The organism is Allolucifera butyrica (assembly GCF_900476375.1).
GTDB classification, from domain to species: Bacteria; Bacillota; Negativicutes; order Sporomusales; family UPPP01; genus Lucifera; species Lucifera butyrica.
This window is the reverse complement of the sequence record NZ_UPPP01000134.1, coordinates 15,969-28,403: the sequence shown is the minus strand read 5'-3', so window position 1 is coordinate 28,403 and position 12,435 is coordinate 15,969. Positions and strand designations below refer to the sequence as shown.

The window sequence follows — 12,435 nt, the reverse complement described above, 5'->3', positions numbered from 1 at the left end:
TGAATTCGTATCGCTATTTATGTCCTGCCGCCTGAACCGAAACTCCCGAATTCTCCAGGACTTCCCGGATCCGGCGGGCAAACACCAGCGCGTGCGGACCGTCGCCGTGAATACAAACCGTATCGGCCTGAATCCGGATATCCACGCCCTGCCGCGACAGTACCACGCCTTCTTTGATCATGCGGACTACCTGCGAAACCGCCTGCTCCTGGACGGTAATCATAGAGTCCGGCTGGCTGCGGGGCGTCAGGGACCCGTCCTGCTGGTACGTCCTGTCGGCAAATACTTCATGGGCGGTACGAAGACCGAGCCGCTCCCCTTCCCGGACCAGTTCACTGCCGGATAAGCCGTATAAAATAAGCTGCGGGTCTACCTCATATACCGCCCGGGCAATGGCCGCCGCCAGTTCCCGGCGCCTGGCCGCCATATTATAGAGCGCGCCGTGGGGTTTCACATGCTGCATGGTTCCCCCGGCCGCCTTAACAAACCCGGCCAGCGCCCCCACCTGGTAAACCACCATATCGTAGGCTTCCTGCGGCGAAATTTCCATGGTTCGCCGGCCAAAACCGATTAAATCGGGCAGGCCCGGATGCGCGCCGATGGCCACGTTATTGGCCAGCGCTAACGCAACTGTCCGGCGCATCACCGACGGGTCCCCCCCGTGAAAGCCGCAGGCGATGTTCGCCGAAGTAACAAAACGCAGAATTTCCTCATCCAGACCGATTTTGTAAGCGCCAAAGCTTTCTCCCAGATCACAATTCAGATCAACCCAATTCACGTCTGTTCTTCCCCCCTTGTGATTCACAGTTTGTCCGGTTTCCGGCCGTCCCAGCCGGGGCCGGAAAATGCAAAAAGGCGCTCCAAACAAAGGATCTCTTTGTCTGAAGCGCCAGTGCTCCCGGAATAACCGATTTACTTTTTTCTCATCATATCATTGGCCCGGCCCAATGTAAATTTGAAAAATTAAATAGGCCCGTTCGATTTTATTGAAGCTGTTGGTTCCTTTTCGCTGTTTTTCCGGCACAGGGTTGCAATCTCCGAATAACATTGCCGCCTCTGCCGCAGCGCTGCCACCGCCCCGGCCTCGGTGACGGCGGCGAAGCGGATGGTATCGCCTGGCCGGGCCTGGGCCAGCCGCGTCAAATCCGCCCGAATTACATAGCCAATTTTGGCAAAACCGCCTGTAGTCTGGTGGTCGGCCATCATAATAAACGGCTGGCCGCCGGCCGGAATCTGAATCGCCCCCAGACAGGCGGCGTCGGAGATAATATCCGCCTTACCCATCGCCATGATTCTCGGTCCCTGCAGTTGGTAACCGGCCCGGTCCGCCCGGCCGGTTACCGTATACACGCCCGTCAGAAAGGTTTCCACCGTCTCCGGCGCAAACATGGTATCCTGCGGTCCCGGCAGCACCCGCAAGGTGACGGAATCCGGATAACAGGGAATATAAGGGCCGTCCAGAGCCTGCGGCCGGGCGGCAAAATTCCGCTCCCGGCCAATCTCCAGAACATCACCCGGCAGCAAAGCCCGTCCCTCATAGCCACCGATTTTAGCCCGGCTGTACGTTGACCGGCTGCCTAGCACCGGCGAAACGGCAATGCCTCCCTGGACGGCCAAATACGTCCGGCAACCGGCGGTTGCGGGCCCAAACCGGATTTCCCCGCCGGGGGGCACCCGGAATGAAGACCAGTTCCGTATGGCTTCGCCGTTTAGGGTTCCCTGCATATCGGCACCGCACACCGCCACCAGTTGCGCCGTGTCAAACTGGAACGCCGCCCCTTCTGCGGTCATCTCCAGCACTGCGGCCGAAACCGGATTGCCGGCCAAAAGATTGGCAACCCGGCAGGCATACCGGTCCATAGCACCGGCAATGGGCATGCCGAAGGCCTGGTACCCCCACCGGCCCTCATCCTGAACGGTTGTAAACTGACCTGACTGCAAGACGGTAATCACAAGCCTTCCCCTTCCGCTTTATAACTGATCCACGGCCGGTATGCTCCATCCGCCACCTGGCGGCGGATGGCAAAATACTCCTCCACCGGGATATCCTCAAAATGCAAATAGTCGCCGGCGGCAACCAGAAACGGCTGCACCCGGTCGGGATCAAACACTTTCAGGGGAGTGCGGCCGATCAGCCACCACTCCCCCGGACTTTCCACGGGATACAGCCCGGTCTGACTGCCGCCAATACCGACCGACCCGGCGGGAACTTTAGCCCGTGGCTTTTCCTGCCTCGGCACGACCAGTTCCGCCGGAAGCCCGCCCAGATAAGGAAACCCGGGCGTGAACCCCAGCATATAAACCAAATAAGGCCGGGATGTGTGCAGAGCGACCACTTCCCGGGCCGCCAGCCCGGTATAGCGGGCAACAAAATCCAGATCCGGTCCCAGCACGCCGCCGTAGTAAACCGGAACATGAATAATCCTGGCCGGAATGCCTTCTCCTGCCTGGGGCCTAACCTCGTCGAGCCGTTGCCGGACAAGGCGGATCAATTCCGTACGGCTCACCTGCAACGGGTCAAAATAAAGCGTCACCGCCCGGTATGTCGGCACTATTTCCAGTATCCCCTCAATGGGCCGGGCCGCCAACAACCGGTTCAGCTGCTGAACAATCCCGTTGACAGCCGGTGAAATGACCGCGCCGAATTCGACAACCAGCCCGCATTCCCCGGCCATAAGCATCTTGACGTCTTTCAGAGTGCCATTCATTGGCGGCCTCCCTTCCTGCTATTTCAGCAACCGTTCCTGAATTAATTTCATAAAAGCCCGAATAGCCTGGGAAAGCCATTTTTCCTTGTGATACACCAAATAGGCATTCATCGTGAGGTCCGGGCCCTGCCAGGACAGCGCCACCAAGCTTCCCGCCGCCAGCTCTTCTTTGACGACGGCCAGCGGCAACACAGTCAGGCCAATGCCGCTCATAACAAATTGCTTAATCGTTTGCAACTGGCAGATTTCCAAAACAGTGCGGGGATGAACAGCCGCTTTGGCCAGGGCCGCTTCCAGTACCGCCCGGTAACTGCTGCCGGATTCGGTAAAAATAAGAGTTTGTCCCTTTAAATCCTTTACGTCCACCCATCCCCGCTTCGCCAGGACATGACCCGGCGCCGTGATCAACGCAACCGGCTCGGGCCACAAAAACTTGCCGACCAGGTCGGCGTCATGCAGATTCTTTTCCAGAAAAAAAGCAAGATCCATCATATTCTTCCGCAGCAAAAAGCGGAAATCGCTGCTGATGCCGAATTTCAGCTTCAGCTCCACATCGGGATAAAGAGAGGCATATTCCTTCAATAAATCCGTTAAATAATACACGCATAACGACTCCGGCATGCCGATCAGGAGCGGCCCCCGCGGCACGTCGAAGTGGTCCAGTTCATTCTTGGCATCCTCGGCCAGTTTGGTAATCCGCTCGGCATAATCATAAAGCCGCTCCCCGTCGGCCGTCAGCATAAGCTGATGCCCGAACCGCTCAAAAAGGACCGTGCTCAGTTCCTTTTCCAGCAGTTGAATATGCGTTGTCACCGTGGATTGCGTATACCCCAGATGCTGAGCCGCCTGAGAAAAATTCCCCAGTTTTACAATACTCATAAAGGTCTTTAGTTGCCGGACTTCCAAAAGAATCAGCACCTCCCGTCATCACAGCCCGCTCTTTTTTCCCCATCTTATCCCAAAACCGGACAAAGATCAAGAAACGGTCTCCTGGCGTAAGGTGCTGTCAATCAGGATTGGGCCTGGTAATAAATAAGCAGTTGCGTGGAATTGCCGGCCGTAGAGGATTGGTAGGTAATCCGGGCATAATGGGCGAACATGGGCCAGACTTGGTTGTAATAATTATTCAGAATAATATTATTATTGGGTGCGGCCGTCTCCAACTGCACCCCATTTACCATAAACCAGTGCGTATTGTCCGGACTCAGTTCGCAATAAACATTCGCATTATTGTTCCCTAAGTTTTCCACAAAAAAAGCAAACTTTCCAATCAGGGATACATTCTGTGCCGCAATTCCTGTAAGCGTATCGGTCGTAGTCACGGTTTGGCTGAAATCCGTAAAGGAGGTTGTTAATGGCAATACGGGTTCCCCCTGCTCTTGTCTCACTCTGTTCTGTTTCCGGTTATGCCGTCGTTTCGACATTTCCGTCACTCTCCTGTCGTATTTAATGGGCCCGGTTAAGTCTGGGCTTGAAAAATTATGACGAGTGTCGCCGGAAATCCCGGGGTGCTGGACTGAAAAGCGACCCGGGCATATTGTAAAAAGGAACTCGGCGTCAGGACAGCCTGGCCGTTCCCCGCCACAGTTGTTCCGCCTAAATCAACCCAATTTACGCCGTCCGGACTTATCTGCACAGAAACCTCGGCAAAATTCGTCGCCGACGTATTTCCCACATAAAAAGAAACGGTGGGGAAATTTAACAGCGAGATATTCCGGGGAGTAGAGCCGGTAAGCGTATCGGAGGTGGTCACCGTTTCCGCAGCCTGGACAAAGCCTTTTGACGACACAGTTTGAATGTTGCCGCTGGCGTCGGTGCGTATCACCCGGTTCGTCGTCCCGTCATTGCCGTAGATCAGAATGCTGTCGGCCGTATTCGTAAGAGGATTGGCCAGGACAGTTTCCACGTTGCCGCTGGCATCCGTTCGAATCACGCGGTTCGTCGTCCCGTCATTGCCGTAGATCAGAATGCTGTCACTCGTACTCGTAAGGGGATTAGCCAGGACAGTTTCCACGTTGCCGCTGGCGTCGGTGCGTATCACCTGGTTGGACGTCCCGTTATTGCCGTAAACCAAAACGCTGTCGACCGTATTCGTAAGGGCGCGGGTGTTGGCCGTAACCGTTCCCTGAACCAAAATGCTATCGGTGCCGCTGGACAGCGGACGTATGTTCAGGCGTCCTGCCGGGTCGGCCAGGAGCGGCACCGGCGCGCCACCGGATATACCAAAAACCTGGGTCCTTAATCTAGCCGGATCGTGCTGCACCACTTCCCGGCCATGATGCCGTTCAAACATTTTCTTTCCTCCTATAAACGGATTTACTGTATTCTACGTCCAGCATCATGGATTTGCTACAGCAAGCAAAGAAAGACCGCTTAACGCGGCCTTTTTTTGCCGTTTCAGTAAGCGACAGTCCGCAGCAGATTTTACTAAAAAATAATATGGAATTAATAGAAATCCGGGCGAAATATGTAATGATTAAAGCAGAGGAACTAATTTTTCATCCCTTGTATTACTAGCGGGTGGTTTTATCCAGACGTAGGAAATCATCGAGGAGGAATCATGATGGAAATACGGGAAGGCAAATACCTTTTGAAACTGGCGGAAACCCCGGCGGAAAAAAATCAACTCTACCTGCTTCGCCACCGGGTCTATTGGAAAGAACTCAATTTCGCCGGCAAAAGTGAATACGAGGAAGAAACCGTCAAAGACCGGGATGCTTTCGATGAATTCTGTGACCACTTACTGATCCGCGATGAGGAACAAAACCGCTGCGTCGGCACATTCCGTTTTTTGCCCGGGGGCCGGCTGCCGCAAGGCAGTGGCTTTTACTCGGAACAATGGTTTGACCTTGGCAAACTAAGTACGCAGCGAAAGCACATCCTTGAATTGGGTCGGGCTTGCATTGATGCCCAGTATCGCAATACCAGCGTATTTCGCTTGCTCTTTGCCGGTTTGGGCGCCTATTTAAAAAGGTATCCCCATGACTATCTAATCGGACTAACCACCCTGCCGGCGGATGCCAAAGACAATATCGGCGATATCGCCCAATACCTGGTTGGCAATCATGCCGTCAATATTGCTTTCGGGATCAAACCAAAAAAACAGTTTCCCCTTTCTTTGCCGGAGTCCGGCGAATTCTCGGTGGCCCAAATTAATCACCGCGAAATCATTAAAAAGATGTCGACCCTCATGTTGGCCTATTATAAGTATGGCGCCGAATTTATCAGCGAACCGTCCGTGGATGTGGATTTTAATCCACCGGTCTATGATTTCTTCACCCTCTTTGAAACCCATAAATTTCCTTCCTGGGTATAAAAACGGAGCCGATAATGAAGCGAAAACTATTGGGGCTGCTGCAAATTGCCGCGGCCTATCTAATTGTGTATTGGATATCCGGCCGGTCGGGGCTCCGGGTCGACCGCAGCGGTATCAAGGGCCTGAAGCCGCCCTTTATTGTACTGGGAAATCACACCTCTAATCTGGACCCGGCTTTGGTGCAATTAGCCCTGGGGCTCCATCCCTGCCGCTTTCTCACCACCAACTTTTATTTTCGCCTCCCTATAATCGGCAAACTCCTGCGGCTGTTCGGCGCCATTCCCAAAATTCAGTTTCTGCCCGACATCCGCTCGACTCGGGGCGCGCTGGCGGCATTGGCCCGCGGCGAAAGTGTGGGCATTTTCCCGGAAGGACGCCGTTCGGTCGACGGCAGTTGCTGCCCCATCCCGGATTCCATTGCCCGCTTTATCAAAAAAGCGAACGTCCCGGTAGTTGCCGTTAAAACCAACGGGGGTTATTTTGTTTGGCCCCGCTGGTCTTCTTTCTGGCGTTCCGGGCGGTTAGAATCGGTGGCGAAACTGCTCCTTACCACTGCAGATCTTAGCGTGATGGATACCGCGCAAATTCAAGCCGTTGTCTGCCGGGCCATGGACTACAACGATTATGACTGGAACCGGCAGGCTAAGACGCGGTATCCTCACCGGCGCGGGGCCGAAGGACTTCATCGGATTTTGCACCAATGCCCGCGCTGCCTGGCCGAGCGAGCCATGCGCAGCCGGGAAAACCGGTTGTACTGCAGCGCCTGCGGCAATACGGCGCTTTATGACGCAACCGGTTTTTTACGGCCCCTTGACGAGAACTGTGTCATATGGGAAGATACCGTACAATGGGCCGCCTGGCAGCGGGAAAATCTGCTGGCGCAATTACAGGCGGAAAATTTTCAGCTACAGGCGGCAGTCAAAGAATTGCGGGTTGCCGATCCTTTTTACGGTCCCTATCGCCGCTGCGGCAGCGGCCAGGTAACCCTCCGGCCAGCAGGACTTTATTTTCACGGCTCTGTTGACGGACAACCGACGGACTTATTTTTCCCCATTGAACGCCTGCCGGCCATCTCCACCGAGTTCGGCTATGATTTTGAAATCTGCGATGATCAACATGCCTGGTGGGTCTTTTTGGTAGAAGAACAGCAGACTGTCCGCCTGGAAACCGCCATCTCCCTGCTATACCGGCTCAAGAAAGACTGCTAGTGAGGTCTTTCGGTAATTGGCAGTAAGAAATTGGCACTTGTGCCGCAGCCTCTTGCGAAATTAATCAAACTTTAAACTAAACTTAACCCCCAATACGGCCGGTCATAGGATAATAAACTTGAGACCGTTATTCCGTCAGAGGAGGGTTATAAATGAAGATTGCGATTTTTACGGATACCTATCTGCCGCAAATCAACGGTGTCGCCAGAACCTACCAGCGGCTGCTCACCTATCTAACCGGTCGTGGGATCGGCGTCAAACTGTTCGCCCCGTCCGGTGTTACCAACGCGGAAGAAGATACGGGCCACACGGTTACCCGTTTTTTGAGCTGCAACTTCTTTCTCTATCCCGAGTGCCAGATATCCTTTCCTAATTATTTAACCGTCCATCGTGAACTGGAGCAATTCCGGCCGGATCTGATTCATCTGGCCACGCCGTTCTTGCTCGGACTGACCGGACTGAAATACGCCAACAGCCACGCAGTGCCGAAGGTAGCGGTATTTCATACCGACTTCCCCCAATATCTTGACTATTACGGCGCTCCCTGGCTAAAAAAAGTAGCCTGGCGCTTCCTGCGCTGGTTTCACCGCCAGGCAGACCAGACCTTTTGTCCGTCTCATGACACCGTCCGGCTACTGACCCGGCACGGCATCGGCAACCTGAGCATCTGGCGCCGCGGGGTCGATGCGGATCAGTTCAGCCCGGCGTGGCGCAGTGCGGAATTTCGCTGGCGGCACGGCCTGGAACATAAAATCGTGCTCTTGTATGTAGGCCGTTTAGCCCCGGAAAAAAATGTCGATACATTGCTGCAAGCGCTTTCCATCGTCAACCGTTCCTGCGGCCATTTGCACCTGCTGATCGTGGGCGACGGCCCGCAGCGCCGGGAACTCGAGCTGTTGGCCCCGGCCAATACAACCTTTCTCGGTTACCGCTCCGGCACGGAACTTTCCCGGGTCTACGCTTCGGCGGACCTTTTTGTCTGTCCCTCCGTCACCGAGACCTTCGGTAATGTCGTTCTGGAGGCTATGGCGTCTTCCCTGCCGGTGATTGCCCCCTTGGCCGGCGGCATTAAGGAAAACCTATTTCCCGGAAATACCGGCCTCGACTGCCTGCCGCGCAACCCTTTCAGCATGGCTGCGGCCATCCTGCGGCTGATCGACGAAGACGGCCTGCGCCGAAGGCTGGCCCGTCAGGCTCTCGAACATGCCCGGAACCAGTCCTGGGATGCCGTGCTGGGGCGGCTGGTGGACAGCTATCAGGACGTAATCCACGGCAGCCGGTCCCGGCAGCTCGGCGCCGGCCGGGCCTGACTAGTGCTCTGTAAACCCAAGACCACTAACCCGCCGGCAAAAAATTCTCAACGGTAAAAATTATTTTTGATCAGCTCAAGCCAGGCCGAAGCCGAAAGCCTGGCTTCTGAATTGAAAACAGCCCCGGCCGATTTTAGCCAGCCCGAACGGTTGCTGCAGAATAGGCGCTGCAGCATTTGGGGCAGATAATAATACACGCTGGGGTCGCGAAAACACTGCCACATGCATTGGTTGCAGCGGGTAGCAGGAAAATCCCAGTCCGTAATTCCGAGGACGTGGCCGAAATTGTCCCGCAAAAAAGCGCAGCGGTATAAAATCAGGTCCCAGTCCAGGTAAAAAAATTTATGTCCACCCAGACAAGGGAACAGGGGCGGCTCCTGCCTGACAAAACGAATCATTTCATCAAGACCTGCCAACGGATTGACGATCCGGATCCCGGGAACGGCGGAGGCCTTTAATTTTTTGATTGCGGTCAATGCCTCAACCAGTTCCGCCGGAGAAAAATCCACCAGTGAACTGGCTGCCGCACCCCCATAGGAGGATTCCATGGCGGTCATAGGATAACAAAAGGCAATCGTATTAAGCCCCAAATCCCGTACATGGCGGGCGAAAGCGGTAAAATCGCCGATCAGCCGGTTCACCGGCGCGGCGATATTGACGCTGAGCCCCTGCCGCAGCATTAGGGGAATCATCTCCCGGACGTGAGCGGCAAGCCCCGGTATGCCGCGATTGCGGTCATGTTTCGCTTCATCTTCCGAGTCCAGGGAAATCCAGACGTTGCGGATTCCAGCAGCTTTTAACCGGGCAATACTCACGGGATTTAACATACTGCCGTTAGTTCCGGTCCGGGTAAGGAACCCCTTCCGGCCGGCATAGTCGATCATGGCGAAAAGGTCGGGATTCATAAGTGGTTCGCCGCCGGTAAACGAAATCATTTTCAAATTGCGCCGGTCCAATTCATCCAGAACTTGCCGTGCTTCCTCAAACGTTACGTAGCGGGCCGCGCCGGTTTTGTTTTTCGGATAAGAACAAAAACCACATTTTGCATTGCAAACGTTGGTAATAGCCCAAATTACCTGACCGGTGCCTCCACCGGCCCAATAACGGGGAAACCCATTGATTTTCATTGCTTCACCCTCCTAGGACCTGCCAATTCCATGATAGGCAAATCCGTGTATTTGGAGCGTCCGGGCATCAAACAAATTCCGTCCGTCAATGAACACCCGCCGGCGCATTCCGGCACCCGCCGTCTCCCAGGGTACGGCGGAAAACTCGCTCCATTCGGTTACTAAAATCAGAGCATCGCAGTTCTTGCTGAGTGTAAGAACATCCTGACAGTATTCCACTTCCAATTCGCCATGCTGTTCCTGAAACGCAGGCATTGCCAAAGGATCATAAACCTTGACCCGGGCTCCCAATTCCAGCAGTTTCGCGATAATGTCGACGGACGGAGCGTCGCGCAGATCCGCCGTGCCCGGCTTAAAGGCAAGCCCCAAAATGCCAATGATGCTTCCCCGGATTACTTTCAGCTCCTGCTGCAATTTTTCGATAACCACGTAGCGTTGACGGGTATTGGCCTCCAGGGCCGCCTGCAAGACGTTCATTGAATAACCGTACTGGCCGGCGTCGTTAATAATACTCTTCAGGTCTTTGCCAAAACAGCTACCACCCCAGCCAATGCCGGCTTCCAGATAACGCCGGCCGACTCGCGTGTCCAAGCCGACACCCAGAGCCACCTCTTTGATATCGGCCCCGACCTTCTCGGCCAGACCGGCAATCTCGTTAATAAAGGAAATCTTGGTCGCCAGGAAGGCGTTCGATGCGTACTTGATCAGTTCAGCACTGGCCGGATTAGTCGTGATAAACGCCGGCAGTTGATAATTCCGGGGCCGCGGCAAATGGGCCGGCGGGGTAAAGGTCTGATTGAGAACCGGCGAATACAGCTGGTGCAGCAGACCGACCGCCGCTTCGTCCTCAGCTCCTACTACAATACGGTCAGGATACAGGGTGTTGAAGACCGCCGCGCCTTCCTGTAAAAATTCCGGATTGGCGGCTACGCTATACTCACAGTCTATGCCGCGCTCCAGCAGCATATAGTCGATGATTGTTTTCACCCGCCGCGCCGAACCGACGGGCACGGTCGATTTATTGACAATCAATTGTTTCTTGCCGTCGGTCAGATGGGCGCCAATTTCCCGGGCTACCGCCTCCAAATAGGACATGTCCGTGGCGCCGTTCGGTTTGGCAGGCGTTCCCACGGCAATGATGACGATATCCGAGCCGTTCAGGACTTCGGCCAAGGCGGTCGTAAAATACAAGTTGGCCGGATTCTGCTGCATCAGCGCCGCAATCCCGGGTTCGGCAACCGGCACCTCCCCCTGGCGAAGTTGACGGATCACTGCGGCGTTAGAATCGACGCAGGCAACCTGATTGCCGAGATAAGCCAGACAAACGCCGGTTGTTAAGCCAACATAACCGGTTCCGATAATCACCACTTTGGTAAAAGTCTGTCTCACTCCTTTTTCCTTCCTTTCCTTCAAATCCTGCCGCTACTTGTATTGTAAAGCATCTCACCCCGCCTATCAGTGGCTTTAACAGAACCTTAACCGGAATATAATAATTGCCGTTTTAAAAAATAAGCAGGAAAGACCCAAAGGATCTTTAAGTGGAAGGAAAGTATTTTACTTTTCGGTTCTTAAGAAGAATATGTTAATTTTAGAAACAACCCGAAAAGTTATACTTTTCCGATTCCATTAAAAAATTCCCATTTTTCTTTTAAATCATTCTATCCCTTCCCTCTCCTTCTGGTGTATCATAAAAATAGGGTTGTCTGTGAATAAAGGAACTACAAGATTCAGGAGGGATTTGAATATGGATTTGCGTGTAGGCGTTATCGGCACCGGCGCCATCGGGGAAGATCATATCCGCCGGCTCACTCATACCGTGACCGGAGCCAACGTGGTGGCCTTGTCCGACATCAACGTGCAGAATGCCAGACGGATTGCGGACAAGTATGGAGCGAAGTTTTACGCTACCGGCGAAGAAGTCATTGCGGCGCCGGAAGTCGATGCCATTGTCATCGCGTCCTGGGACCCGACCCATGCGCATTATGTTCTGGCCGGCATTAAAGCGGGCAAGTTCGTTTTCTGTGAAAAACCTTTGGCTACGTCTGCAAACGATTGCAAAAATATTGTCGAGGCGGAAATAGCTGGCGGCAAGCAACTGGTGCAAGTCGGCTTTATGCGGCGCTTTGACCGGGGATACCGGCAAATCAAGGCCGCCATTGACAGCGGCCGGATCGGCGAGGTGCTCATGCTGCACTGCATGCACCGGAACCGGGTTCCCGGCCCCAAACATACCACCGAAATGAGCATTAAGAATTCAGTAATCCATGAAATCGACGTACTGCGCTGGCTCTTGGGAGAGGATTATAAAACGGCGCAGGTTTTGCTGCCGAAAAGCTCCCGCCTGGCCGAAGACGGCCTGCGGGACCCTCAGATTGTCCTGCTGGAAACTCAAAGCGGCGTCCGTATCGACGTCGAATCCTTCATCAACTGCCAATACGGCTATGACGTTCAGTGTGAGGTGGTCGGCGAAACCGGCACGGTCCGCCTGCCGGACCCGGCCAATATGGAGGTGCGCTCCGGCGGCGCTTTCTCTTACGAAATTTTTCCCGACTGGTCGGACCGGTTTATCGAAGCGTATGATACCGAGTTCCGGGAATGGGTGGACGCTACCAAACGCGGTATCGTCGCCGGCCCGAGCGCCTGGGACGGTTATGTCGCCTGCGTCACCGCCGACGCCTGCACCGAAGCCAGGGAAACCGGCGCCATTGTTCCCATCGCGATTCCCCGGCGGCCGGCGTTTTACAAGAAGTAAAAGGAGGAACCACC

General features: G+C 54.5%; 13 protein-coding genes. 5 read left to right on the top strand and 8 right to left on the bottom strand.

From position 1 onward, the window contains the following. Positions 1-13: 13 nt before the first annotated feature. The 6 genes from pxpA to LUCIF_RS25195 form a co-directional block, all read right to left on the bottom strand. Positions 14-778, bottom strand: a complete 765-nt coding sequence (gene pxpA / locus LUCIF_RS25220; RefSeq protein ID WP_122630754.1) for a 5-oxoprolinase subunit PpxA — start codon at positions 776-778, stop codon at positions 14-16. 185 nt (positions 779-963) lie between these two features. After that, positions 964-1,953 carry a 5-oxoprolinase subunit C family protein gene (locus LUCIF_RS25215; RefSeq protein WP_122630657.1) on the bottom strand — a complete coding sequence of 330 codons (990 nt, stop codon included), beginning with the start codon at positions 1,951-1,953 and terminating at the stop codon, positions 964-966. Continuing rightward, positions 1,950-2,708, bottom strand: coding sequence for a 5-oxoprolinase subunit PxpB (gene pxpB, locus LUCIF_RS25210; RefSeq protein WP_122630656.1), 759 nt, complete (start codon positions 2,706-2,708; stop codon positions 1,950-1,952). The genes LUCIF_RS25215 and pxpB overlap by 4 nt, the downstream gene beginning before the upstream one ends. An 18-nt stretch (positions 2,709-2,726) precedes the next feature. Further along, entirely contained in the window at positions 2,727-3,626 is a 900-nt protein-coding gene (locus LUCIF_RS25205; protein WP_207858458.1) for a LysR family transcriptional regulator, read from the bottom strand. A 92-nt stretch (positions 3,627-3,718) separates the two neighbouring features. Then, on the bottom strand, positions 3,719-4,132 hold the full coding sequence (locus LUCIF_RS25200) for a DUF6385 domain-containing protein (RefSeq protein ID WP_122630654.1): 414 nt from the start codon (positions 4,130-4,132) through the stop codon (positions 3,719-3,721). A gap of 35 nt (positions 4,133-4,167) precedes the next feature. Further along, positions 4,168-5,001, bottom strand: coding sequence for a DUF6385 domain-containing protein (locus tag LUCIF_RS25195; protein ID WP_122630653.1), 834 nt, complete (start codon positions 4,999-5,001; stop codon positions 4,168-4,170). A gap of 47 nt (positions 5,002-5,048) precedes the next feature. On the opposite strand from LUCIF_RS25195, the gene LUCIF_RS26340 reads away from it, so the two are divergent. The 4 genes from LUCIF_RS26340 (at position 5,049) to LUCIF_RS25180 (ending at position 8,542) form a co-directional block, all read left to right on the top strand. Then, positions 5,049-5,225 carry a hypothetical protein gene (locus LUCIF_RS26340; protein WP_165866171.1) on the top strand — a complete coding sequence of 59 codons (177 nt, stop codon included), beginning with the start codon at positions 5,049-5,051 and terminating at the stop codon, positions 5,223-5,225. 43 nt (positions 5,226-5,268) lie between these two features. Then, on the top strand, positions 5,269-6,024 hold the full coding sequence (locus LUCIF_RS25190; RefSeq protein ID WP_122630652.1) for a GNAT family N-acetyltransferase: 756 nt from the start codon (positions 5,269-5,271) through the stop codon (positions 6,022-6,024). Positions 6,025-6,038: 14 nt separating this feature from the next. Continuing rightward, on the top strand, positions 6,039-7,232 hold the full coding sequence (locus LUCIF_RS25185; protein ID WP_122630651.1) for a lysophospholipid acyltransferase family protein: 1,194 nt from the start codon (positions 6,039-6,041) through the stop codon (positions 7,230-7,232). 152 nt (positions 7,233-7,384) lie between these two features. Next, complete coding sequence (locus LUCIF_RS25180) at positions 7,385-8,542, top strand: glycosyltransferase family 4 protein (RefSeq protein ID WP_122630650.1); 1,158 nt, start codon at positions 7,385-7,387, stop codon at positions 8,540-8,542. A 47-nt stretch (positions 8,543-8,589) separates the two neighbouring features. Here LUCIF_RS25180 and LUCIF_RS25175 read toward each other — a convergent pair whose 3' ends face one another. Further along, positions 8,590-9,669, bottom strand: a complete 1,080-nt coding sequence (locus tag LUCIF_RS25175; RefSeq protein ID WP_122630649.1) for a radical SAM protein — start codon at positions 9,667-9,669, stop codon at positions 8,590-8,592. Positions 9,670-9,681: 12 nt separating this feature from the next. Beyond that, positions 9,682-11,058 carry a UDP-glucose dehydrogenase family protein gene (locus LUCIF_RS25170; RefSeq protein WP_122630648.1) on the bottom strand — a complete coding sequence of 459 codons (1,377 nt, stop codon included), beginning with the start codon at positions 11,056-11,058 and terminating at the stop codon, positions 9,682-9,684. Positions 11,059-11,413: 355 nt separating this feature from the next. Between LUCIF_RS25170 and LUCIF_RS25165 the strand changes: the two genes are divergently transcribed. Further along, positions 11,414-12,421 (top strand): Gfo/Idh/MocA family oxidoreductase, encoded by a 1,008-nt coding sequence (locus LUCIF_RS25165; protein WP_122630647.1) that lies wholly within the window; start codon positions 11,414-11,416, stop codon positions 12,419-12,421. Positions 12,422-12,435 lie beyond the last annotated feature (14 nt).